The organism is Bradyrhizobium sp. 41S5 (genome assembly GCF_011516665.3).
GTDB lineage: Bacteria > Pseudomonadota > Alphaproteobacteria > Rhizobiales > Xanthobacteraceae > Bradyrhizobium > Bradyrhizobium quebecense.
The window spans coordinates 5,103,314-5,124,890 of the sequence record NZ_CP083721.1; the positions used below are offsets into that span (position 1 = coordinate 5,103,314).

Genomic DNA, 21,577 nt, shown 5'->3' on the forward strand with positions numbered 1-21,577 from the left:
ATGGACTCGCTGATTACGGCTGCGGCGCGCGCGCTCGCGGCGGGTGATCCCCTCGGCGCACTGAAACGGGTGGCCCTGCGCGACGATGCGCCGGCGCTGGCGTTGCGCGGCATCGCGATGGCCCGGCTCGGCGATTTCACCCGCGCCAAGGAGCTGTTGCGGCGCGCGGGCCGCGCCTTCGGTCCGCGTGAAGCCACCGCGCGGGCCCGCTGCGTGGTGGCCGAAGCGGAGATCGCACTGGCGTCGCGCGACCTTTCGTTTCCCAGCAAGAGCCTCGCGGCGGCGCGCGCGACGCTCGCGGCGCGTGGCGATGCGCTCAACGCCGCCCATGCCGGCTATCTCGAAATCCGCCGGCTGCTGCTGATCGGGAGCCTCGATGCGGCCGAGCGCATGCTTGATGACCTCGATCCGGCGCCCTTCCCGCCCGCGCTGCGGGTCGGTCATGAACTGGTCGTCGCCGGAATCGCGATGCGGCGGCTGCGGACGAAGCCGGCGCGGGAAGCGCTGGCACGGGCAAAGGATGCCGCGCGCCGCGCCGGTATCGCCGAGCTTGCAGCCGAAGTGGAGAGCACTGCCAACCTGCTCGCCACGCCGGCGGCGCGCCTGATCGCGCGCGGCCGCGCGCGGCCGCTGCTGCTCGAGGAGGTCGAGGCCCTGATGGCATCGAAGGCGCTCGTCGTCGATGCCTGCCGCTACGTCGTGCGCGATGTCGGCACCACGGTCTCGCTGACGCGGCGGCCGGTGCTGTTCGCGCTCGCGCGTGCGCTCGGCGAAGCGTGGCCGCAGGACGTGCCGCGCGGCACGCTGATCGCACGCGCGTTTCGCGGCAAGCATGCCGATGAATCGCACCGTGCGCGGCTGCGGGTCGAGATCGGACGGCTGCGCCGGGCCTTGCAGCCGCTCGCCAATCTCAGCGCGACGCCCGACGGCTTTGTGCTCGTGCCACATGGCCGCCGCGAGGTCACCGTGCTGGCGCTGCCGGTCGAGGAGGAGCACGCGGCGGTGCTGGCCTTCCTCGCCGACGGCGAGGCCTGGTCGAGTTCGGCGCTATCGGTGGCGCTGGGGGCGAGTCAGCGCACCGTGCAGCGCGCGCTCGACGCCCTGGCCGCCACGGGCAAGGTGCAGTCGGTCGGCCGCGCCCGCGCAAGGCGCTGGATGACGCCCCCGGTGCCGGGATTCACGACGACGTTGTTACTCCCTGCCCCGCTGCCGAACGGCTAGCATCGGAGAGCAATCAGCGCGTTTTCGCGCGAAGTGGATACCCCTTCGCGCGAAGAAAACGCGTCAAGACACGGACCAGGAGTGCCGCATGAAGAAGTCCGAAGCCGAGATCATCCGGGAATATGCCTTCGAGGGCGTCGAGAGCGTTGGCGGCGTCAGCTTCGACGGCGAGCAGGTCTGGTTCGCAGCCGGTGGCCGGCTGGTCGCCTTCGATCCCGACAGCGGCGGCACCACCCGTACCCTCGACATCGCGGCCCATGCCGGCACCGCCTTCGACGGCAAGCACCTCTATCAGATCGCCGAGGACCGCATCCTGAAGATCGAGCCGAACAGCGGACGCGTGGTGTCGACGATCCCCTCGCCCGGCGGCGGCCGCGACTCCGGTCTCGCCTGGGCCGAAGGCTCGCTGTGGGTCGGCCAGTATCGCGACCGCATGATCGTTCAGGTCGATCCGGAAACCGGCAAGATTCTGCGCACCATCGAAAGCAACCGGTTCGTTACCGGCGTCTCCTGGGTCGATGGCGAACTCTGGCACGGCACCTGGGAAGAGGACCAGAGCGACGTCCGGCGCATCGATCCGCAGACCGGCGAGGTGATGGAACGGCTGGAGATGCCGCAGGGCGTGTTCGTCTCCGGGCTCGAGTCCGACGGCAAGGACCGGTTCTTCTGCGGCAGCGGCTCGACCAACAACAAGGTGCGCGCCATCCGGCGGCCGAAGCGCAGCCGCGCGTGAAGCAGTAGGCTTCACCCGCGCCACGGACTCACGCCGGCGCCGGCACCGCCGCAGGTCGCGCCGCCGGCATCGGGCGGAACGACATCATGATCAGGAACGCGCCGAGGCCGACGGCCCAGGAGCCGACATAGAGCCACGTATAGCTCGCAAAAGTGTCGTAGATCAGGCCGCCGGCCAAAGGTCCGGTCGCCATGCCGAGGCTGCCGGCCATCGCGGTGCCGCCGATCACGGTGCCCATCATGCGCAGCGGAAAATTCTCGCGGATCAGCACGGAATACAGCGGCATGGTGCCGGCATAGATGAAGCCGAAGATTGCTGCGACCGCGTAGAACGCGGCCAGCTCGCGCACGAAGACATAGCCGAGCGCGCCGAACGCCTGCGCCAGCAGGCCCAGCACCAGCACGCGCTTGGCGCCGAAACGGTCGCCGAGCAAGCCGAAGGCGATGCGGCCACCCATCCCGGCGAGCCCTTCCACGCTGTAGATCGTCACCGCCGCGACCATCGGAATGCCGCAGGTGACCGCGTAGCTCACCGTGTGAATGATCGGCCCCGAATGGGTGGCACAGCAGAAGAAATTGGTCGCGATCAGGATGATGAATTGCGGCGAGCGCAGCGCCTGCGCCAGCGACATCGACGGCTCACCGTTCGTGCTTGCCGCTTCAGCGTGGCCGCCTTGCAGCGCCGGCGGGCGTCGCACCAGGAACGAGACCGGGATCATGATCGCGCCGACCACGCCTGAGACGATCAGCATCGACGTCCGCCAGCCGTGGTGGGAGATCAGCCAGGCCGCGAGCGGCGACATCGTCATCGGCGCCATGCCCATGCCGGCCGACACCAGCGAGACGGCAAGACTGCGATGGGTGTCGAACCAGCCGGTGACACAGGCCATCATCGGGGCAAAGATCGCGGCCGTTGCCGCGCCGACCAGCGCGCCGAAGAGAAACTGAAACGCCAGCAGCGACGGTGCCTGGCTTGCCAGTGCGAGGCTTGCCGCCAGCACGACCGATCCGGTCAGCACCACCGGGAGCGGCCCGAAGCGGTCGGACAGCGTGCCCCAGAGCATGCTGGTGAAGGCCATTGCGAGGAAGCCGATCGTCATCGCGCTGGAGATGCCGGTCACCGACCAACCGGTCTCCCGCGCCATCGGCTGCAGGAACACCGGCAGCGAAAACATGCCGCCGATCGCGACGCAGCCAAGCAGGCCGCCGGCCGCGACGATCACCCAGCGATAGGCAGAATTGGTCATTCCGGAACTCCCATGCAGTGCGTTCTGGCTGGAAGACGAACGGACCTGGGTGGAACCGACAGCAGACGATCGCCCTGGCTCACTTTTCTTTGCGACCGTGGTGACCTCCAAGGGCCACTATCGCGATACCCGGGCTAGCGTCAGCGACCAGCCAGACTGCACCCGGGCTGCGGCGCGATCTCGCCGAGTGGCCGGACCTCGGTCCCCAACGTGTACTTCGTCCCGACCACCCTGCCGCCGAGCTTCTCGATCAAGGGCTGCGCGATGCCGAACATCTGATGCGGCCAGACCCGGTCGGCGCCGAGCAGGAAATACGTGTTGCCGAAGGTCTGCGTCATGTAGGGCAGCGGCTGGCCGAGCTCCTGGTTCGGCACCGCGCCGAACGAAAACAGGTAGCGGCTGCATTTGCCGCCCTCGTAATTGGTGGCGTAGAGCAGCGGCGTCTTCGAGCTCTTGGCAAGCGGCACCAGCGCATTGAGGTTTCGCGAGGTGATCGGACCGATCACGGCAATCGCGCCGTCTTTTCCACCAACGAGCGCATTGCCTCGGCGGCGGCCTGTGGCCGCGTCTTGTCGTCGGCATAGATGATCTCAACAAGCCTGCCGAGGATGCCGCCCGCCGCGTTGATGTCCTTGGCGGCAAGATCGAGCCCGAGCCTGGCCTGCTCGCCGTAGAGCTCGGCGCCACCGGAGAACGGCAGTACCGCGCCGACGCGAACAGGCGCGCTGGTTTCCGCCGCACGTGACGGCTGAAGCGCTGCGCCGCAGAGCAGCGCGAGCGTGATGCAGGTGATCGAACGTGATGCCATGTGCGGCTTCCCTTTGAGCAGGATGCAACCATGCTTGATCGAGTTTATCGACGCGGCGCTGAGGAATTCGTCAAGCACACGCCGCTTGCGTCACCTTGCATCGAGATCGGCGCCGCCGCCACTTGACATTCAGAGGTTGCAGGCGTATTTCGGCGGCCCTCGCGAGCACCATGTTCGCGAACCAATGCGAGTAAACCGATGCAACCGAAACCGCAGCACGGATACCAACAGATCCGCCGATCATCCGCCAATCTACGGCCGATCGTCTGTGCACGCCCGGTTCATGGGAGCGGTCTCGCTTAAGCGCGATCGACAATCCGTACTTCACGGACCCTCCCGAGCCAGCCGCTTCGGAGGGTTTTTTGTTGCCCACGCGAGGCTTGGTCGAACTCCAAAAGCGACAAATCCCGAATGGCCGCGCGGAGTGCGCGCGGCTGATCCGGATTCAGCAGGAGCAAACACAATGCGACGACCTGATCCCTGCCAGGAGCGCGCCCGCGAACTCTGCCTCGCTGCGGGCATCGATCCGGATTCCCGCGTCGGCGAAGGTCGTGGCCAGCCGGCCTGGTGCCTGTATCGCGATTCCGCCCGCAAGGAGAAGCTTGCGCGCGAGGCCGATGCGGCCTCGGCGGAGATTGCGATGCTGCGCCCGCAGGAGGAGCGTTTCAAGAACGCGCCGCTGAAGGTGTTCGGCGAGCATGATCCGGCGACCATCAAGCAGATGCGCAACTGCATGGCGGTCGGCAACGTCGTGTCCGGCGTGATCTGCGCGGATGGCCATCTCGGCTACGCCCAGCCCGTCGGCGGCGTGATCGCCTACGAGAAGCAGATCAGCATCTCCGGCGTCGGCTTCGACATCGGCTGCGGCAACATGGCCGCGCGGCTCGACGTGCGCTTCGACGACATCCGTGCGACCGTCCCGACCATCATCCGCGACGTTGCCAAGGTGATCTCCTTTGGCATCGGCCGGAAGAACGTCGAGAGAGTCGAGCACGGGCTGTTCGACGATGGCGACGCCTGGCGCGAAAGCGACATGGAGGCCTACCGGCAGAAGGCGATCGGCCAGCTCGGCACTGTCGGCTCCGGCAACCACTATGTCGACCTGATGCGCGACGAGGCCGGCTTCGTCTGGATCGGCGTCCACTTCGGAAGCCGCGGGCTCGGACACACCAGCGCGACCCGCTACCTCAAGGCCGCCGGCGGCAAGGACGGAATGAACGTTCCGCCCGCCATCGTCGACGAGGATTCCGAACTCGGGCGCCGCTACATCGCCGCGATGCAGCTCGCCGGGCGCTATTCCTATGCGGGCCGCGAGTGGGTCGTGGACCGTGTCCGCCAAATCATCGGCGGCAAGGTCACCGATTCCGTGCACAACCATCACAACTACGCCTGGCGGGAAACGCATGACGGTAAGGATTTGTGGGTGGTGCGCAAGGGCGCGACGCCGGCGTTCCCCGGACAGCGGGGCTTTGTCGGCGGGTCGATGGGCGATGATGCCGTCATTCTCGAGGGCGTCGATAGTCCGGAGGCGAAGGCCTCGCTCTACTCTACGGTGCACGGGGCCGGCCGGCTGTTCGGCCGCAACGAAGCCAAGCGCCGCTTCACGCGCGAGGAGATGGACCGCTGGCTCAGCGAGCGCGGCGTCACGCTGGTTGGCGCCGATCTTGATGAAAGCCCGATGGCCTATCGGCGCCTGCCGGAGGTGCTTGCCCGGCATGCCGGAACGGTGAAGGTGCTGCACACGCTGCGGCCGTTTGCCGTCGCCATGGCGGGCGAAGGCGAGTTCGATCCGTTCAAGGACTAAGGCGAGGCGTACGCGCCTCGCTCGGGTGCGGTGGCGAAATGGGAACGCTGCGGTCTGCAAAACCGCCATGAGCCGGTTCGATTCCGGCCCGCACCTCCAGCCCGCACCTCCAAGGCTGGTTGCCCGCTCGCGATCCGGGCGCTATCCTGATCACGCCCGTCGAGAGACTCTCCGGGCAATTCCCCCAGACATGAATTCCCGCAGACATGCAAATGCCGTCAGGCGTTCCGCGACCGCGGAGCGCCCTGCTCTCCCCGTTGCAAGGAAGGGACCTTCCCGTGAACAGTCGCTTCGTCCTGATCTCCGGCTGCTCCGGCGGCGGAAAATCGACCCTGCTCGCCGAGCTGCGTGCACGCGGCTATCCGGTCGTCGAGGAACCCGGCCGCCGCATCATCACCGATGAGATTGCGGCAGGCGGCAGCGCTCTGCCCTGGGCCGATGCGGCGGCCTTCCTGCGGCGCGCCATCGACGTCGCGCTCAAGGATATGGCGAAGGCCGGAACCCATTCCGGCTGGGTGTTCTTCGACCGCGGCCTCGTCGACGCCGCGTCGGCGTTGGAGGCGTTTACGGGCGAGCCGTTGCTGCGCGCGGTCTGCTCCGCCCACCGCTACCACCGGCGCGTGTTCATGACGCCGCCATGCCCCGAGATTTACGTCACTGATTCCGAGCGACGGCACGGCTTCGAAGCGGCAACGGCGGAGTATCGCCGCCTGATGGAGACGCTCCCCGTGCTCGGCTACGACGTCATCGTCCTGCCGAAGAGTTCGCCATCCGCGCGGGCCGACTTCGTGCTGGCGACGCTCGGGGCGGCGCCGCAAACGTAGGTTCTAAAATCGCTTGCCCCTGCCGCTCGGCCGCTTCTGGTCAGACCCGGTCGTTTTCGGTGCGTCCGGCGTGACGCGGCAGTCGTCGTCCTTGTCGTATTGCAGAATGAACTCGTTCGGCTTCTCGACGAACTCGCGGCGGGTAATCTTGCCGTCCTGGTTCTCGTCGAAATAGCCGAAATCAGCGTCGGCGAGTGCGTCGCCGGCGCGACGAACGGCTTCGAACTCCGCAGGCGTGAGCTGTCCGTCGTGATTGCGGTCGGCACGATCGAACAGCCGCCCGAGATAGGCCTTCCACTCATCGCAGGTGTAGACGCCGTCGTGATTGCCGTCCCAGATCTCGGCCGCAGTCGCCGGCGAACGATCGCCGCCCGCACGCGGCGAAGGCTGTGCTCGATCCGGTGAAGCCGGTTGCGCCAGGCAAACGGCACTGCCTCGCAAAGCAAACTCGCCGTCGCGATCATCGGATGGCAACATTCTGCGCAAGTCGAACTCTCCTCCGCGTCATCCAGAAGCGGAGCGGAGATGCCGGTTGCGCCGTGGCGAAAATGCGGAACGACGCGGCGCGGATACAGCCCGTTACAATTTGGTCCGGCAGCACGTCGTGATGCGCCGGCGCGCCGCTGCCGCAGCATCAGCCCTTCTTCGGATCGCCGCGCGTGTGGTGCAGCAGATTGTCGCGCAGCCTGACCACGCTCTTCTGCACGATGGGAAATTCGTCGCCGAGTCCGGTGGCGTCGACCAGCGACGCGTTGATCTCCTTGTCGAGCAGGCGCCGGCCCGCCGCCGTCAGGCTCACGCGCACCTGCCGCTCATCGGCGGGATCGCGGACGCGGCTGATGTAGCCGCTCTGCTCCAGCTTCTTGAGGATCGGCGTCAGCGTGTTGGATTCCAGGAACAGCTTCTCGCCGAGCGCGCTCACGGTCTGCTCGTCTGCCTCCGACAGCGCCACCATGGCAATGTACTGGGTGTAGGTCAGACCGACCGCGTCGAGGATCGGCTTGTAGGCGCGGCCAAAGGCCAGATTGGCCGAATAGACCGCAAAGCACAGAAAATTCGAGAGTTTTCGGCCCTTGGTCTCGGCCTTGGCGGTGCGGGTCACGGGCGTCTCCGGAGTTTGTGAAGTCTCGAGCAATATAAATCGCATCCGATTAAATCGGAAGTGCTTGACATGGTCAAACGCGAGGCCTATTTCAGCACGCATCCGATTAGATCGGACACGATCTATATACAAACAAAGGAGCTTGCCATGACCGCCAATGCAAAGGTTCTCGTCACCGGAAAGACCCACGTCACCGCCGGCCCGAACGGCGCCGCCCGCTCGCGGGACGGCTTCCTCGACGTCAAGCTGCCGCAGCCGCACCCGGCCGCCGAAAACCTGTTCGCCGCCGCCTGGTCGGCCTGCTACATCGGCGCGATCCAGCTCGCCGCCGGACAGCGCAAGATCAAGCTGGCGAGCGAGCCCGAGGTCGACGCCGAGATCGATCTCAACCAGGCCGGTAGCGCCTTCTTCCTGAGCGCGCGCCTCAACGTCCACGTTCCCGGCGTCGAGCGTGAGGTTGCCCAGGAGCTGATCGAAGCCGCGCACGGCATCTGCCCCTACTCCAAGGCGGTCCACGGCAACATCGACGTCACCACCACCCTTGTCTGAGACCATCGCATGACAACTTCCGACGCGGACTGACCGCCTGCCGGTCCGCGGTCGGGCAAGTCCAGAAGACAACCCCGGAGTTCAAGATGACCAGCAAGCTGATGACGGCGACGCGCCTGCTCGCAAGAGCGGCCCTGATCGCCGCAAGTTTCCTGACGATACCGACGGCCCAGGCGCAGCAGCCGGCCGGGTTCACGCGAACCGACTTGCAGCGCCATGACCTCAGCGCACCCGGACGCGAAGCCGTCCAGGTGCGCGTCGACATCGCGCCCGGCAAGGCATTCGGCCGGCATACGCATCCGGGCGAAGAGATCATCTATGTGCTCGCCGGTACGCTCGAATACGATGTCGACGGCAGACCGCCGGCAACGCTGAAGGCGGGCGACGTGCTGTTTATCCCCCCAGGCACGATCCATGCGGCCAGGAACGTCGGCGGCGTCACCGCCAGCGAGCTTGCGACCTATATCGTCGAGAAGGACAAGCCGCTACTGACCCTCGTGAAGTGATTTCCGCTGCCTGCCCGCCCCTGTCGCGCGGGACGAGCGCGGCGACATCAGGCTCACTTGGTGCACTGAACTTCGGCCTGCCGCACCGGCCGAGCATTGAAGATCAAGAAGCTCAACGCGGCCATGATCCACACGCCGATGCCGCCATAGAGCATCACCCAGCCAAAGCCGCTCGCCAGCGCCTGATGCACGACAGGGCCGGTCAGCTCCGGCACGGATGCGGCATCACCGGCCGCGATCCGCTCCGCGATGCTGCGGAGCTGCGCGCCGTCCAGCGCCGGCAGCACCGCCTTCAGATGCGCCAGCACACCGCTCGCCAGGATAAAGCCCATCAGCGCGATATTGACCGACAGCGAGACCATCCGCGCGCTCATGTCGATGCCGGAGGCCATGCCGGCGCGGTCGCTCGAGACCGAGCCCGTCGTCGTGTTAGTGACCGGCGTGTTGGTGATGCCGAGGCCAATTCCGGCAATCAGGCATCCCGGCAGCATTGTGAGCCAGTCGGGTTGTGCGGCGGCGCTGCCGAACTTCATCAGCATGAATCCGATGCCGATGGTGAACAGACCGGCCGGAATGATCAGCCCCGGCTGGTAGCGCAGCGACAGGCGCTCGGCGAAGGGCGGCATCACCAGCGTCGGCAGCGTGTAGGCGAGCAGCGCGAGGCCGGCGGACACGCTGTCATAGCCAAGGCCGGCGTGAAACCAGATCGGCAGATAGATCATGAAAGGCCAATAGCTGAGGTTCATCGCGGCAGAGCCGACGATCGAGCCGGAGAAAGCCGGGATCCGAAACACCGAGAAGTCGAACATCGGCCGCCGGCTGATTCTCTCGGCAACCAGGAACGCGATGAAACTCGCGGCGGAGACGCCGAGGATCGCGAGCCCCTTCGGGCTGACGAAACCGAGATCCGGCCCCTGCGTGATGTAGAATGCGAGGCAGAACACCGCGAGCGACATCGTCACGATGCCGGGGACGTCGAGGCTGCTCGCCTTCGGATCCTTCGATTCATGCACGCCGCCGATCGTGAGCACGAACGCCACGGCTGCGAACAGCACGTGGACCAGGAATACCCATTCCCAGCTCAGCAGCGCGACCACGGCACCGCCGATGATCGGGCCGAAGCCGAGACCGATGCCGAAGATCACGCCCCACCAGCCCCATGCGACGGCGCGCAACCGGCCGCCCTGGAATTCGTGCGACAGCACGGCGATCTGGCAGATCAACAGCGCGCCGCCGCTCAGCCCCTGCAGCAACCGGGCGATGATCAGCATTTCGACGCTCTGGGCGACACCGCAGATCAGCGAGGTGATGCCGAACGCCACGATCGCGACCAGGAAGATGCGCTTGCGCCCGTAGCGGTCCGCCACCGTCCCGATCGCCATCAGCACCGTGGTCACCGCGATCGTGTAGGCGTTCATGATCCATTGCAGCGCCTTGAAGTCGGCATGCAGCAGCCGCTCCAGCGTCGGCAGGATCGCCGGAATGCTGGATATCTCCAATCCAAACATCAGGCAGGCAAGACATACGGCGGACAACACGACGGCGCCGCGGCGGCTCAGTTCAGTGGACATGATCAGGCCTTTTGCTATGGCAAGCCAACGGCATACCGCACGCTGTTGCCAGCGTGCTGGCAGCAGCGTCGGTCGATCGACTCACGATGTATTGAGGCGGCAGCGGCAGGAATCGGGTGGCCGCGGCGCTTCACAACGCAAAGCTAGTCACGGCTTGAGCATTGGTGAATTGGATGACTAGATATTTCAGAGACAACAATTCCGGATGACTGACATGACCACGCTCGACATCGATGCCGTGAAGACCTTCGTGACCATCGCCGACCTCAGGAGTTTTACGCGCGCAGCCGAAACGCTCGGCACCACGCAGGGCGCGATCAGCGTCAAGCTGAAACGGCTCGAGAGACAGGTCGGCCACAGACTGATCGAGCGCACACCGCGGCTGGTGCGCCTGTCGGCACAGGGCGCCGCGTTCCTCGCGCCCGCACGCGACCTGCTCGCCGCACATGATCGCGCCGTCGCGGGGCTGTCGCCCGCACGGCCGCGTCGCTTCTCGCTCGGCATTGCCACCCATGTCGGAGGCGCCGAGGTTCCTACCCTGCTGGCGCGGCTCCACGCACACGATCCGGCGCTCACCATCGAGGTCCGGCTCGATGATTCCCGCGATCTCCTCGCCGCCTTCGATCGCGGCGACATCGATGCCGCCATCATCCGCCGCGAGGACGACGGCCGCGACGGTGAGATGCTGACGACGGACCACTATGGCTGGTTCGCGACGCCGGACTTTGTCCATCGCGCGGGCGAGCCGCTGCGCCTGGCCGCCTCCTCGCCATCCTGCGGCGTGCTCAACATTGCGACGCGCGCGCTCGCGGCAGCGGGCATCCCGTGGACGGAGAGCTTCCTCGGCTGCGGATCCTTTGCGGTCGCCGACGCGGTGGCCGCCGGCCTTGCCACGTCGGTGTTCTCCTGCCGGCTTGCGCCTGCCGGAACGATCGAGGTCAGCCGGCGGTTCGGCCTGCCTGCCCTTCCGCCCTCCGAGATCGTGCTGCTGTCCGCGCTCTCGGATGCGAGATCACGCGCCGCACTGAAGACCATCGTCAGTGCGTTTCGCGAGCATCATCGGTTGCCTGCGGATCGCACGGCATGGACCATCCCGGCGGAAGTACTCAAGATGTGAACGGTCTGCATCCCCTGCCGGCTATCGCCGCGCGCGGGCGGCTCGCCTGCCCTCGAACAGCGCCCGCTCCGATGCGAGCGCCTTGGCCAGAAAATCGAGCGTGGCGCGGATGCGCGCGGTCCGCTTGAGATCGTCATGCGTCAACAGCCACAGCGCCGACCGCGGCTCGGCGAGCGCCTTGGGTGTCAGGCGGCGCAGCGCGGGCGCGAGATCGCCGACATAGCAGGGAAGCAACGCCAGCCCCAGTCCCGCGGCCGCGGCATCGCGCAGCGCCGGAAGCGCGTCGACGCGGCAGGCGAAGCGCGCCGAGCGCAGGTTCTCGCGCATCCAGCCGGCGATCACGGTTGCCGCCAGCGCATCGTCGAGCCCGACCCAGTCGTGTGCGGACAGATCCGTGTCGTCATGCCGGGCGAGATAGGTCCGCGATCCGTAGATCGCATGGGCAATATCGGCGACGCGCCGCCCGACCAGCAGTTCGGACGGCGCCGGCGTCGGCCGGATCGCGATCTCGGCCTCGCGGCGCGTCAGGTTCGCCATCGCATTCGAGACGATGATCTCGGGCTGGATCTCCGGATGCGCGATGCGCATTGCGGGCAGATGCCGCATCAGCACCGCGCCGAGCGTATCCGTCGTCGTGATCCGGACTGGGCCTGACGGCCTGAGGTCCTGTCCCGCCAGCCTGCGCTCGAGCGCAAGCACTTCATCCTCGAGCCGAGCCGCCGACGCCGCCGCCGTCTCGCCGGCCGGCGTCGGCGCGTAACCATCGCGGAAGCGCTCGAACAGGCGCGTGCCGATCGCTGCTTCGATCGTGCCGAGGCGGCGGAACACCGTCGAATGCGTCACGCCCAGCCTGCGCGCCGCCCCGGACAGGCTACCCTCCCGCGCGACCGCGAGGACGAGGCGAAGATCATTCCAGTCGAGCGGGCTGTTCATTTTTGCAAACTCAGTTGGCAGAGTTCGTGAATACCTTATCACAAACAGACAGGTCACCTTCCGGAAATTCGACCGACGGGCGCACCTCGTGCGCCGCGCCGGCAACGCAGAGGAGCTGGCGGGGTGACAAGCGAGACCACCGAGACGTTGCAATTGCACGACACGCGGCCGGCAACGGTCGACCCGCGGCGATGGCTGGCGCTGCCCGTGCTGCTCACCGGCGCCTTCCTGCCGATCCTCGACTTCAACGTCGTCAACCTCGCGCTGCCAGCCATACGCGACAATCTCGGCGCTACCCCGAGCGAGGTGCAGTTCGTGATTTCGGCCTATGCCGCGACCTACGCGGTATTCCTGATCACGGGCGGCCGGCTCGGCGACCTGCTCGGCCGCAGGCGCATGTTCCTGGCCGGCGTTGCCGGCTTCACGATCGCATCGGTGCTGTGCGGCATTGCGTGGTCGCCGGACGCGCTGGTTGCCGGGCGGATCCTGCAAGCCCTCACCGCCACCGTGATGGCGCCGCAGGTGCTGGCCTCTATCCGCGTGCTGTTTCCGGCGGCCGAACAGGGCCGCGCGCTCGGCTTCTACGGCGCGACGTTCGGTCTTGCCAACATCTGCGGCCAGGTGCTCGGCGGCGTCCTGGTCTCGGCCCATCCGTTCGGACTGGCCTGGCAGGCGATCTTCCTGATCAACGTGCCGATCGGCCTCGCCGCCTTCATCGGCGGACTTCTGTTCTTGACCGACTCGCGTGCCGAGAACGCACAACGGCTCGACGTCGGCGGTGTCATCCTGCTGTCGCTCACGCTGGGCTTCCTGGTCTATCCGCTGATCGAGGGAAGGGAATCCGGCTGGCCGGCCTGGATCGTCGCGATGCTGCTGGCCTCTCCGCTGATGCTCGCTGCCTTCGTCCGCTTCGAGGCGCGCCTGAAAGCCAGCGGCGGCGACCCGCTGGTCGCACTGCATCTGCTGCGCAACAGCGATTTCGTCATCGGGCTGGTGATAGCGCTCGCCTTCTACATGCTGTCGTCGTTCTACCTGACCTTTGCAGTCTACCTGCAAAGCGGGCTGCATTTTTCACCGCTGGCGGCCGGCCTCGCTACCCTGCCCTTTGCCACCGGCTTCTTCGTGAGTTCGCTGGTGTCGTCCCTGGTTATGCAATGGCTCGGCGCACGCGCGCTGGCGCTGGGCTTCGCGCTCCAGGTCATCGGCTTCGGTGTCGCGATGCTGTCGGTCAGTGGCGCGCTGCCCCAAAGCCTTGAATTCGGCCTGATCTGCGGCGGGCTCGGCTTCGGCACCGTGATGCCGTCGGTCATCAAGGCCGTGATCGGCAGCATCGATCCGCGCCACGCCGGGCTGGCATCGGGGATGATGATCTCGACCTTCCAGATCGGCGCCGCACTCGGCGTCGCCATCATCGGCGGCGTCTTCTACAGCCTGCTCGGGCCGCATCCGCAGGCCGACGATTACGCGCACGCCTTCACGATCGCGCTCGGCTGCAATGTCGCGCTGCTCGCGCTCGGCGGCTGGCTATCGCTGTGGCTGCCACGCGAGCCTTCGGCTTGAAATGAGACGAGGACAATTCCATGAACGCTCCGTTATACGACGCCTCGGTTCCGGTGTTCCGGCAGATGCTCGACGCGCTTGCCGATCTGCTGCGCAAGGGCGAGACTCATGCCCGCGAACGCGGTCTCGATCCCGACGCCATGCTCGCGGCGCGGCTGGCGCCCGACATGCTGAATTTGGTCGGCCAGGTGCAAAGGGCCAGCGATCACGCCAAGGGCGCCGCCGGGCGGCTCGCCGGCCTCGAGCCGCCGCCCTTTGCCGACGACGAACAGACCCTCGCCGACGCCTACGCCCGGATATCGCGAACGCTCGACTACATCGACACAGTCCCGGCTCGGGCATTCGACCGAGCGGCGGAACGCACCATCACCTTGCCGTTCGGCGTCCCGCCGATGCCTGCAGCGCGCTATCTATACGGCTTCGCGCTGCCGAGCCTGTTCTTCCACGTCACGACCGCCTACGCCATCCTGCGCTATCGCGGCGTGCCGCTCGGCAAGCGTGACTTTCTCGGTAACTACATCTCGAACTGAGCCCTATTTCTTAGCGACCTCGCGAAGCGTGTTGTAGACCCACTCCGCGCCCTGCTTGATGGCCTCGACGCCGATCCTTTCGTCGTTGCCATGCATCCGGCTCAGGATGTCGTCGTCGAGCGGATAGGGATAGATGCCGTAGACGGGCACGTTGCGCTCGCGCCAACTTGCGCCGCTCATCGCAGCGGGTCCTTGAACTCACGACGTCCTGGGGAACATCGCCTTCAGCATCGCGGCCGCGAGCAACGTCGTCACGGCAAGGCCGGTGGAGAGATAGAGCGCGCTGGCATCGCCGTACCGGTCGATCACGATCGCATAGACCAGCGGCGCCGCCGCGGGCAGGATGAAGCTCGGAACGATGAGCCGGCCGACCAGCGTGCCATAGCTGCGATGATCGAACAGGATCAGCGGCAGCGTTCCCCTGGTGATGGTCAGAATTCCGTTGCAGGCGCCGTAGAGCAGCGCGAAGGCGATCCCCATCTCCTTCGCCGTTCCGCTGAACAGTCCGGCGATGAACGACAGCGGCATGATCGAGCAGGCCATCAAATTGAGCGCGAGCGGATCGAGCCGTGCACCGAACAGGACTTCGCAGAGACGCGCGGCGGATTGCCCGATGCCACGAAGGGTCGCGATCCATACGGCTACCGTGACGGTGAGCCCCAGCCCGGCGAGTACCGCGATCATGTGCGCGGACATGCCGGCATTCAGGAAGTTCGCGCCGGTCATGATCACAGCATGGAGCGCGCCGGCCGCCGCAAGTTGCTGACCGTCAGCGGCGCGCGGTGGCTTGAGTACCACCGCTGCGGAACCCGGCACGCCGTCAAATCGCTTGTTCGGGATCAGCAGATGCAGCGGGACCGTCAACAACACAAGGCTGGCATAGACCAACACGGCGATGCGCCAGCCGAAATGCTCCGACAGCATATGGCCGAGCGGCCAGAACACTGTGGCCGCCAGGCCACCGAGCAGGGTGATCCCGGACATCGCGCGGCGCGCCTCCGGTCCGCCGATCCGGGCCAGCGCGGCGAACGCCGCATCATACAGCGTCAGCCGCATGCCGAGGCCAAGCACGATCCAGGATGCGAAATAGGTACTGATTTGATGCGAGACCGCGAGACCGGCGCAGCCGAGCGTGTTGATCACAGCGCCTGCGACCATGACTTCCCGGCCGCCGCTTCTGTCCACCCATCTCCCCGCAAGCGGTGACGCCACACCCATCACCAGCAGCGCCGCGGCGAATCCGCCGTAGACGATGTCGCGCCCCCAGCCGAGATCCGCTGATATCTGCTCGCCGAAGCCACCGATCAGATAGTAGGTCGCGCCCCACGAGATCAGTTGAGCCAGCCCGAGGGCGGCCACAACGCGGCGGGCGATCACCGTGGCAATTCCTTCTCCGTGGGAAGCGTGGAGGCGCCCGGCCCGAGCGGCCGCTGCATCAGCACGGTGTCGACCCATTGCCCGAGCTTGAAGCCGACTGACGTCAGGGTGCCCGCCGGCTGAAAGCCCATGCGACGGTGCAGCGCGATCGATCCGGCGTTGCCGCTGTTGCCGATCACGGCCAGCATCTGCCGCCACGGCCCCGCTTCGGCGCGCGCGATCAGGTCCTGAAGCAGCGCCACGCCGATACCGCGGCCGTGCAGCCCGTCGGACACGTAGACCGAGTCCTCGATGGTGTGGCGATAGGCCGGCCGCGGCCGATACGCCGTCGCATAGCAATAGCCGGCGACAAGACCATCAACCTCAGCCACCAGATACGGCAGGCCCGCGGCCACCACGGCGTTCCGGCGGTTGCGCATCTCGTCCACCGTCGGCGGCACCTCCTCGAAGGTCGCCAGTCCGTTGAGCACGTGATGGGCGTAGATGCCCTGCACGTCAGCCATGTCGTCGTCCGCCGCGTCGCGCACCACGACGCCGTTGCTGCCTGCCGTCATCCCGTCTCTCACCCGCCGTCAAATTTGCCCGAGCATGGGCCCTCGCGTTATATAAGTGAAGCTTTGACAGCTTATGCGTAGCATAAGAGATGCTTTGATGAAGAACCTGAACCTCGACTATCTCGAAAGCTTCGCCGTCGTGATTGATTGCGGCAGCTTCTCTGCCGCGGCCGAGCGGCTGCAGCTCACCCAACCCGCGGTGAGCCTCCAGGTGCGCCAGCTCGAGAAGAACCTGAATGCGACCTTGATCGAGCGGGTCGGACGACGGGCGAGGCCAACGGCCGCCGGCGTCGCGTTGCTGTCGCACGCGCAGCAGATCAGCGCGGCGGTGGCATCGGCGGTCGACGCCGTCGCGCAGCAGACCACGGGAACGGCAGGCCGCGTGCGGCTCGGCACCGGTGCGACCGCCTGCATCTTCCTGCTGCCGCCGATCCTGAAGGAGCTGCGGGCCGCGCTGCCCTCGCTCGAGATCACGGTCACGACCGGCAACACGGCGGAGATCGCGCGGGCGGTCGAGGACAACACGATCGACGTCGGGCTGCTCACGCTGCCGGTGTCGGCGCGGAGCTTCGAGATCACCCCCGTCATGAACGACGAGTTCGTGCTGATCGCGCCGCACGACATGAAGCTGCCGGCGCGGATCACGCCCGAGGTGCTGGCGACCAGGCCGGTCCTGCTGTTCGAGCCCGGCGGCAACACAAGGCGTACCGCGGATGAATGGCTGGCGCGCGGCGGCGTGTCGCTGAAGCCGCTGATGTCGCTCGGCAGCGTCGAGGCGATCAAGGAGATGGTGCGCGCCGGCCTCGGCTGCGCGATCCTGCCGGGCATGGCGGTGCCTGCCAAGACCAAGCAGCGCGACCTGATCGTCCGGTCGCTGTCGCCGAAGCTCCACCGCCGGCTCGCCGTCGTGATCCGCCGCGACAAGCGGCTCGATCGCGGGCTGCGGCAGACGCTGTCGGCGCTGAAGGGACTCGCGGGCGCGAAGGGCGACGGCCGGTAACGCGTTTTCGAGCGAAATGGCCCCCGGTTCGCGTCAAGAAAACGCGTCGAAACAAGAAACCAAAGCTTCGGTTCTGATCGAGTCAGAACCGAAGCTTTGGGGAGGACGCCGCGCGTCCTCCCTGCTCCACCCCCGTCAAGTCGCCTTGCGTTCCTGCTCCGCGATCTTGCGGAACGCGGCCTCGCCGGCGTCGGTCACGGCGGCCCACTTCGCGTTCGGCGCGGCTTCGGCCTCGTAATTGTCGTGCCAGTTCCACCATTTGTAGGTCGGGCCCTGCGGATAGCCTTTCGGCGAATCCTCCCAGAGTTCCTGGCGGCCGAACGGCGTGATGTCGAGATAGCTCCACACCGTGCCCATCGATTCATCGCCGCGGCTGTTGACGAGATAGGTGCGGAAGATCCGCTCGCCGTCGCGGATGAACACGTTGTGGCCGTGCCATTCGGCGACGCCGAAGTCGGCATCAAAACTGTCGGTGATCGTGTACCACGGCATCTCCCACTCCATCCGCGCCTTCAGCCGCGCGATATCGGCCTGCGGCGCGCGCGAGGCGTAAGCGAGCGTGGTGTCGCGCTGGTTCAGATGCGAGAGATGGCCGACCTGATCGGCACCGAGCGAGCAGCCGCGGCAGCCGTGATCCGGCCAGCCGAACACGCCGGGCTCGAAGAACGCGCGATAGATGATCAGCTGCCGGCGGCCTTCGAACAAATCGAGCAGGCTCGCCTTGCCGTTCGGCCCTTCGAAGACATAGGACTTCTCGACCGCCATCCACGGCATCCGCCGCCGTTCGGCGGCAAGCGCGTCGCGCGCCCGCACCTGCGCCTTTTCCTTCACCAGCATTTCCTGGCGCGCCGCCTCCCACGCCTCCCGCGACACTACGGGCGGGGTCTGCATTGCCGCCAGTCCGCCGCGACCGTTTTCAGCCGATTTGCTCATGATGATCTCCATCTCCGAATTGGACGAACTCCGCGACCACGGCGCGGTTCTCGCGCAGAGGCCGTTCGTCATTGGCCATGCCGCAATCTGGCGCGGCAGCCACGGATGCTGGGAGTGACAAGTGTGTCGGGATTTTCGGGCATGCGCTCCGATCGCTTCACTCTCTTTGCATAATACTTGCAATTTGCAAGTATATGTGCGAAGCTTCGGCCATGAAACAAGCTGCCCCCGCATCCGACGATGGCCTGAAGCTCAGCGCCTGGCTGCCCTATCGCCTGTTCCTCGTCGCGGCGCAGGTCGCCCGCCCGCTCGAGAGCTTTTACAGCGAAACGTTCGGACTGAGCCAGGCCGGCTGGCGTATCCTCGCCGTCATCGCCGAGCGCGATGCGGCCAACGCCTCCGAAATCGGCCGCGCCTGCGCGCTCGATCCGTTCGCGGTCAGCCGCGGCATCGGCCAGCTCACAGAACTCGGCTTCGCGATGCGGCGGCCGGGCAAGACCGACCGCCGCTTCGCCGCGGTCAGCATCACCCGCAGCGGCCGGACCGCCTTCAACCGGATCGCCGCATTGGGCGGCGCGATCGAAGCACGGCTGCTTGCGCGCCTGTCGGATAGCGAGCGGACAACACTTGATTCCGCGCTCACCCGGCTCGAGGGAGAGAGCGCGCGGATCGACGCCGTCGGCTGGCGCGCGCTGCTCGACGACGCTGATACGCCATGACGGCCGCACTGTTCGCGATGACCGCACTGCTGTGGGGCGGCGGCGCGCTGGCAACCGCGATGCAGGCCGGCTTCACGCCCGCACCGTGGTCGGTCGCGCTGCGCATGGTGCTCGCCGGCCTCATCCTGCTCGGCTATGGCCGGCTGCGCGGGGTGCCGCTCGCAATCCCGCGCAAGGACCGGCTGGCCGTCGCATTGCAGGGCCTGCTGTTCTTCGCCATTGCCTTCATCGCGTTCTACCAAGCGACCGCGTGCATGCCGAGCGGACTCGCGGCGTTGGTGCTGTCGACATCGTCGCTGTTCGCGGCCGTGATCGCGCGGGCCGCGCTCGGCGTCCTGATCTCGCCGAGCTTCGTGTGGGGCGCGCTGTGCGGCATCCTTGGCCTCGCAATCATCTTCCTGCCCGGCGCCACCGCGCATGGCACCGCACCGCTCGCGGGTCTGGCTTGGGCGCTGACGGCGGCGATCGCGACCGGTGCCGGGACGACCGTCGGCGCGCGCAACCAGCGTGCCGGACTGCCCATCGTCGCCGTGCTGGCCTGGGGCGCATTCGTCGGCGCCGCGGCGAGCGCGGTTTGGGCCCTAGCGACCGGCGCGCCGTTTGCCGCCGACGTCTCGCTCTCCTATTTGACGAGCTTCCTTTATCTCGCCATCGCCGCCTCCTGCGTCACCTTCATGCTCTATTTCGAGCTGGTGCGCCGGCTCGGTCCCGGCCGCGCCGCCTATACGCTCGCGCTGGTGCCGCTCGTCGCCCTCGTGCTGTCGGCGCTGTTCGAGCATCTCGTGCTGGGCTGGCCGGTGCTCGCCGGCGCCGCCGCGATCCTTGCCGGCAACGTGCTGGTGCTGGCGCGGGGCTAGGTTCCAGCAATATCCGGCTCGCAGCAGGTTCGCCCCGGCTCCATCAGCGGGATCGGCCGTCAATTGACGCCACAAATATATCTGACTAAAGTCAGATATATGCTCGACCCCGTTTCCCGCGTCCGCCGCTTCAACCGTGCCGTGACCTCCGCCGTCGGTGCGCTCGACACCTCGTTCCTCGGCCGCGGCCGGCCGCTCGGCGCGGCGCGGGTGCTGAACGCGATCGGACACGGCCGCACGGATGTGGGCGATATCAGGGATTATCTCGGGCTCGATTCCGGCCTGATGAGCCGCCTGTTGCGCAGCCTCGAGGACGAAGGGCTGATCGAGACCACGGCGCATGACGACGACGCGCGCCGCCGCATCGCGAAGCTGACGCCGGCGGGCAAGCGCGAGTTCAATGCCTATGAGGCGATCTCCAACCGGCAGGCGAAGGACTTTCTCGCCCACCACACCCAGCGCGAGGCGCTGCTTTCGGCGATGGATCTGATTGCCTCGGCGCTCGGACGCGATGGCACGGCGCTGCACGAGATGGACCCGCGCAGCGACGCGGCACGCTACTGCCTCGGCGAATATTACGCCGAGCTGGCGCGGCGCTTCAAACAGGGTTTTGACGTCAAGCTGTCGCGCGACCCTGATGCCAAGGACATGGTCCGCCCGCGCGGCAGCTTCATCGTGGCGATGTCGGACGGCCTGCCGATCGGCTGCGTCGGGCTGAAAGGCAGCAGCAGTGAGTTCGCGGAGATCAAGCGGCTCTGGGTCGCACCTAGCGCGCGCGGTCTCGGCCTCGGCCGCCGCCTGATGGAGGCGGCCGAGAGGGCCGCGCGCGAGCTCGGCATCGCGGTGCTGCGGCTCGACACCAACAGCGCGCTGGCGGAAGCCGGCCAGCTCTACCGCCGGACCGGCTGGACCGAGATCCCGCGCTTCAACGACGACCCCTACCCTGACCTTTTCTTCGAAAAGCATCTCTGAGCGGCGCGGCGCGCGCCGCCTCTGCACGCCCGTGTTGTCCGGCGCGATGCGCTGGCCTAAGACGCTCGTATGACCATCCGCCCTATCGTCCGCTATCCCGATCCGCGGCTTGCGGTCCCGGCTGAGCCGGTCGACGTATTCGACGACGCGCTGCGCGAGCTGGCAGCCGACCTGCTCGAGACCATGCATGCGGCACCAGGCATCGGCATCACCGCGCCGCATATCGGCGTGTCGATGCGGGTCGTGGTGCTGGAGCTCGATGCCAGCGAGGGGCCGCGGACCTATGTCAATCCGGAGATCATCTGGACCTCGCCGGAAATGATCCTGCACAAGGAAGGCAGTGTCTCGATGCCCGGCGTCACCGACGACGTCGAGCGCCACGCGCGGGTCCGCATCCGCTATCAGGATATCGACGGCAACATGCAGACCGAGGAGTCGGACGGCCTGCGCGCGGTGTGCCATCAGCATGAGATCGATCAGCTAGACGGCGTGTTCTGGATCAGGCGATTGTCCCGCCTGAAGCGGGAGCGCCTGATCAAGCGCTTCGAGAAGCTGTCGCGCGGTTAGGCCGTGGTCCCGTAGCCCGCATGAGCCAACGGGTCTCGCGAAGCGCGCGCCCGATGACAGGCTCCGCGACATGCGGGATGGGCTCGGATGAGCC

Annotated in this window: 23 protein-coding genes, 1 tRNA gene and 1 pseudogene; 15 read left to right on the forward strand and 10 right to left on the reverse strand. The window is 66.9% G+C overall.

The features are described 5' to 3' along the window. Positions 1-1,221 (forward strand): helix-turn-helix domain-containing protein, encoded by a 1,221-nt coding sequence (locus HAP47_RS24925; protein ID WP_173642341.1) that lies wholly within the window; start codon positions 1-3, stop codon positions 1,219-1,221. Between the two features lie 88 nt (positions 1,222-1,309). Beyond that, positions 1,310-1,954, forward strand: a complete 645-nt coding sequence (locus tag HAP47_RS24930) for a Vgb family protein (protein WP_173642340.1) — start codon at positions 1,310-1,312, stop codon at positions 1,952-1,954. Positions 1,955-1,982: 28 nt separating this feature from the next. On the opposite strand, the gene HAP47_RS24935 is transcribed toward HAP47_RS24930, so the two are convergent. After that, entirely contained in the window at positions 1,983-3,200 is a 1,218-nt protein-coding gene (locus tag HAP47_RS24935) for an MFS transporter (protein WP_173642339.1), read from the reverse strand. 140 nt (positions 3,201-3,340) lie between these two features. Further along, positions 3,341-4,008 (reverse strand): annotated as a pseudogene (locus HAP47_RS41630) (ABC transporter substrate-binding protein). A 463-nt stretch (positions 4,009-4,471) separates the two neighbouring features. Here HAP47_RS41630 and HAP47_RS24950 point away from each other — a divergent pair. The 3 genes from HAP47_RS24950 to HAP47_RS24960 all read left to right on the forward strand — a co-directional run bounded on the left by HAP47_RS24950 (position 4,472) and on the right by HAP47_RS24960 (position 6,636). Continuing rightward, positions 4,472-5,812, forward strand: a complete 1,341-nt coding sequence (locus tag HAP47_RS24950; protein WP_173642337.1) for an RtcB family protein — start codon at positions 4,472-4,474, stop codon at positions 5,810-5,812. Positions 5,813-5,836: 24 nt separating this feature from the next. Next, positions 5,837-5,911: transfer RNA gene (locus tag HAP47_RS24955), tRNA-Cys, on the forward strand. A 179-nt stretch (positions 5,912-6,090) separates the two neighbouring features. Further along, positions 6,091-6,636, forward strand: a complete 546-nt coding sequence (locus tag HAP47_RS24960; protein WP_231168362.1) for an AAA family ATPase — start codon at positions 6,091-6,093, stop codon at positions 6,634-6,636. A 3-nt stretch (positions 6,637-6,639) separates the two neighbouring features. Here HAP47_RS24960 and HAP47_RS24965 read toward each other — a convergent pair whose 3' ends face one another. Beyond that, positions 6,640-7,113, reverse strand: a complete 474-nt coding sequence (locus HAP47_RS24965) for an EF-hand domain-containing protein (protein ID WP_231169001.1) — start codon at positions 7,111-7,113, stop codon at positions 6,640-6,642. A gap of 157 nt (positions 7,114-7,270) precedes the next feature. Next, on the reverse strand, positions 7,271-7,738 hold the full coding sequence (locus HAP47_RS24970) for a MarR family winged helix-turn-helix transcriptional regulator (RefSeq protein WP_173642334.1): 468 nt from the start codon (positions 7,736-7,738) through the stop codon (positions 7,271-7,273). Between the two features lie 147 nt (positions 7,739-7,885). Between HAP47_RS24970 and HAP47_RS24975 the strand changes: the two genes are divergently transcribed. Further along, entirely contained in the window at positions 7,886-8,287 is a 402-nt protein-coding gene (locus HAP47_RS24975) for an Ohr family peroxiredoxin (RefSeq protein ID WP_173642333.1), read from the forward strand. A 101-nt stretch (positions 8,288-8,388) separates the two neighbouring features. Next, the gene (locus tag HAP47_RS24980) at positions 8,389-8,793 is read left to right on the forward strand and encodes a cupin domain-containing protein (protein WP_210285685.1); all 405 of its coding nucleotides are present in this window, start codon (positions 8,389-8,391) and stop codon (positions 8,791-8,793) included. A 53-nt stretch (positions 8,794-8,846) separates the two neighbouring features. Here HAP47_RS24980 and HAP47_RS24985 read toward each other — a convergent pair whose 3' ends face one another. Beyond that, on the reverse strand, positions 8,847-10,364 hold the full coding sequence (locus HAP47_RS24985; protein WP_173642331.1) for an MFS transporter: 1,518 nt from the start codon (positions 10,362-10,364) through the stop codon (positions 8,847-8,849). A gap of 214 nt (positions 10,365-10,578) precedes the next feature. On the opposite strand from HAP47_RS24985, the gene HAP47_RS24990 reads away from it, so the two are divergent. Further along, a complete protein-coding gene (locus tag HAP47_RS24990; RefSeq protein WP_173642330.1) occupies positions 10,579-11,481 on the forward strand; it encodes a LysR family transcriptional regulator in 903 nt (300 codons plus the stop codon). A gap of 21 nt (positions 11,482-11,502) precedes the next feature. Here the strand turns inward: HAP47_RS24990 and HAP47_RS24995 are convergent, their stop codons facing one another. Next, positions 11,503-12,414, reverse strand: coding sequence for a LysR family transcriptional regulator (locus HAP47_RS24995; protein WP_173642329.1), 912 nt, complete (start codon positions 12,412-12,414; stop codon positions 11,503-11,505). Positions 12,415-12,537: 123 nt separating this feature from the next. Here HAP47_RS24995 and HAP47_RS25000 point away from each other — a divergent pair, with 123 nt between their 5' ends. Together HAP47_RS25000 and HAP47_RS25005 are read left to right on the forward strand one after the other, a co-directional pair. Beyond that, on the forward strand, positions 12,538-13,974 hold the full coding sequence (locus tag HAP47_RS25000) for an MFS transporter (protein ID WP_173642328.1): 1,437 nt from the start codon (positions 12,538-12,540) through the stop codon (positions 13,972-13,974). Between the two features lie 20 nt (positions 13,975-13,994). After that, positions 13,995-14,504 carry a DUF1993 domain-containing protein gene (locus HAP47_RS25005; protein WP_173642327.1) on the forward strand — a complete coding sequence of 170 codons (510 nt, stop codon included), beginning with the start codon at positions 13,995-13,997 and terminating at the stop codon, positions 14,502-14,504. A gap of 3 nt (positions 14,505-14,507) precedes the next feature. Here HAP47_RS25005 and HAP47_RS25010 read toward each other — a convergent pair whose 3' ends face one another. Genes HAP47_RS25010 through HAP47_RS25020 form a run of 3 tightly spaced genes read right to left on the reverse strand, consistent with a single transcriptional unit; the run spans position 14,508 to position 16,435 of the window. Beyond that, a complete protein-coding gene (locus tag HAP47_RS25010) occupies positions 14,508-14,684 on the reverse strand; it encodes a hypothetical protein (protein ID WP_173642326.1) in 177 nt (58 codons plus the stop codon). Between the two features lie 18 nt (positions 14,685-14,702). Beyond that, positions 14,703-15,881: an MFS transporter gene (locus HAP47_RS25015; RefSeq protein ID WP_173642325.1), complete on the reverse strand. Its 1,179-nt coding sequence runs from the start codon at positions 15,879-15,881 to the stop codon at positions 14,703-14,705. After that, positions 15,878-16,435: a GNAT family N-acetyltransferase gene (locus tag HAP47_RS25020; RefSeq protein WP_173642324.1), complete on the reverse strand. Its 558-nt coding sequence runs from the start codon at positions 16,433-16,435 to the stop codon at positions 15,878-15,880. The genes HAP47_RS25015 and HAP47_RS25020 overlap by 4 nt, the downstream gene beginning before the upstream one ends. A 97-nt stretch (positions 16,436-16,532) precedes the next feature. Here HAP47_RS25020 and HAP47_RS25025 point away from each other — a divergent pair, with 97 nt between their 5' ends. Further along, positions 16,533-17,435: a LysR family transcriptional regulator gene (locus HAP47_RS25025; RefSeq protein WP_173642323.1), complete on the forward strand. Its 903-nt coding sequence runs from the start codon at positions 16,533-16,535 to the stop codon at positions 17,433-17,435. A 135-nt stretch (positions 17,436-17,570) separates the two neighbouring features. Here HAP47_RS25025 and HAP47_RS25030 read toward each other — a convergent pair whose 3' ends face one another. Beyond that, positions 17,571-18,368 (reverse strand): DUF899 domain-containing protein, encoded by a 798-nt coding sequence (locus HAP47_RS25030; RefSeq protein ID WP_173642322.1) that lies wholly within the window; start codon positions 18,366-18,368, stop codon positions 17,571-17,573. A 212-nt stretch (positions 18,369-18,580) separates the two neighbouring features. Between HAP47_RS25030 and HAP47_RS25035 the strand changes: the two genes are divergently transcribed. From HAP47_RS25035 to HAP47_RS25050, 4 genes are all read left to right on the forward strand, one after another. Further along, the gene (locus HAP47_RS25035) at positions 18,581-19,087 is read left to right on the forward strand and encodes a MarR family winged helix-turn-helix transcriptional regulator (protein ID WP_173642321.1); all 507 of its coding nucleotides are present in this window, start codon (positions 18,581-18,583) and stop codon (positions 19,085-19,087) included. Continuing rightward, positions 19,084-19,944, forward strand: a complete 861-nt coding sequence (locus HAP47_RS25040; RefSeq protein ID WP_173642320.1) for a DMT family transporter — start codon at positions 19,084-19,086, stop codon at positions 19,942-19,944. Before HAP47_RS25035 ends, HAP47_RS25040 begins: the two co-directional genes overlap by 4 nt. Before the next feature lie 99 nt (positions 19,945-20,043). Further along, positions 20,044-20,916 (forward strand): bifunctional helix-turn-helix transcriptional regulator/GNAT family N-acetyltransferase, encoded by an 873-nt coding sequence (locus HAP47_RS25045; protein ID WP_173642319.1) that lies wholly within the window; start codon positions 20,044-20,046, stop codon positions 20,914-20,916. Positions 20,917-20,985: 69 nt separating this feature from the next. Beyond that, complete coding sequence (locus HAP47_RS25050) at positions 20,986-21,483, forward strand: peptide deformylase (RefSeq protein ID WP_173642318.1); 498 nt, start codon at positions 20,986-20,988, stop codon at positions 21,481-21,483. Positions 21,484-21,577 lie beyond the last annotated feature (94 nt).

Coding starts and splice junctions, on each gene's coding strand:
- HAP47_RS24925 (WP_173642341.1), top strand. CDS start 1: ATGGACTCGCTGATTACGGCTGCGGCGCGCGCGCTCGCGGCGGGTGAT.
- HAP47_RS24930 (WP_173642340.1), top strand. CDS start 1,310: ATGAAGAAGTCCGAAGCCGAGATCATCCGGGAATATGCCTTCGAGGGC.
- HAP47_RS24935 (WP_173642339.1), bottom strand. CDS start 3,200: ATGACCAATTCTGCCTATCGCTGGGTGATCGTCGCGGCCGGCGGCCTG.
- HAP47_RS24950 (WP_173642337.1), top strand. CDS start 4,472: ATGCGACGACCTGATCCCTGCCAGGAGCGCGCCCGCGAACTCTGCCTC.
- HAP47_RS24965 (WP_231169001.1), bottom strand. CDS start 7,113: ATGTTGCCATCCGATGATCGCGACGGCGAGTTTGCTTTGCGAGGCAGT.
- HAP47_RS24975 (WP_173642333.1), top strand. CDS start 7,886: ATGACCGCCAATGCAAAGGTTCTCGTCACCGGAAAGACCCACGTCACC.
- HAP47_RS24980 (WP_210285685.1), top strand. CDS start 8,389: ATGACGGCGACGCGCCTGCTCGCAAGAGCGGCCCTGATCGCCGCAAGT.
- HAP47_RS24985 (WP_173642331.1), bottom strand. CDS start 10,364: ATGTCCACTGAACTGAGCCGCCGCGGCGCCGTCGTGTTGTCCGCCGTA.
- HAP47_RS24990 (WP_173642330.1), top strand. CDS start 10,579: ATGACCACGCTCGACATCGATGCCGTGAAGACCTTCGTGACCATCGCC.
- HAP47_RS24995 (WP_173642329.1), bottom strand. CDS start 12,414: ATGAACAGCCCGCTCGACTGGAATGATCTTCGCCTCGTCCTCGCGGTC.
- HAP47_RS25005 (WP_173642327.1), top strand. CDS start 13,995: ATGAACGCTCCGTTATACGACGCCTCGGTTCCGGTGTTCCGGCAGATG.
- HAP47_RS25010 (WP_173642326.1), bottom strand. CDS start 14,684: ATGAGCGGCGCAAGTTGGCGCGAGCGCAACGTGCCCGTCTACGGCATC.
- HAP47_RS25020 (WP_173642324.1), bottom strand. CDS start 16,435: ATGACGGCAGGCAGCAACGGCGTCGTGGTGCGCGACGCGGCGGACGAC.
- HAP47_RS25025 (WP_173642323.1), top strand. CDS start 16,533: ATGAAGAACCTGAACCTCGACTATCTCGAAAGCTTCGCCGTCGTGATT.
- HAP47_RS25030 (WP_173642322.1), bottom strand. CDS start 18,368: ATGAGCAAATCGGCTGAAAACGGTCGCGGCGGACTGGCGGCAATGCAG.
- HAP47_RS25035 (WP_173642321.1), top strand. CDS start 18,581: ATGAAACAAGCTGCCCCCGCATCCGACGATGGCCTGAAGCTCAGCGCC.
- HAP47_RS25040 (WP_173642320.1), top strand. CDS start 19,084: ATGACGGCCGCACTGTTCGCGATGACCGCACTGCTGTGGGGCGGCGGC.
- HAP47_RS25045 (WP_173642319.1), top strand. CDS start 20,044: ATGCTCGACCCCGTTTCCCGCGTCCGCCGCTTCAACCGTGCCGTGACC.
- HAP47_RS25050 (WP_173642318.1), top strand. CDS start 20,986: ATGACCATCCGCCCTATCGTCCGCTATCCCGATCCGCGGCTTGCGGTC.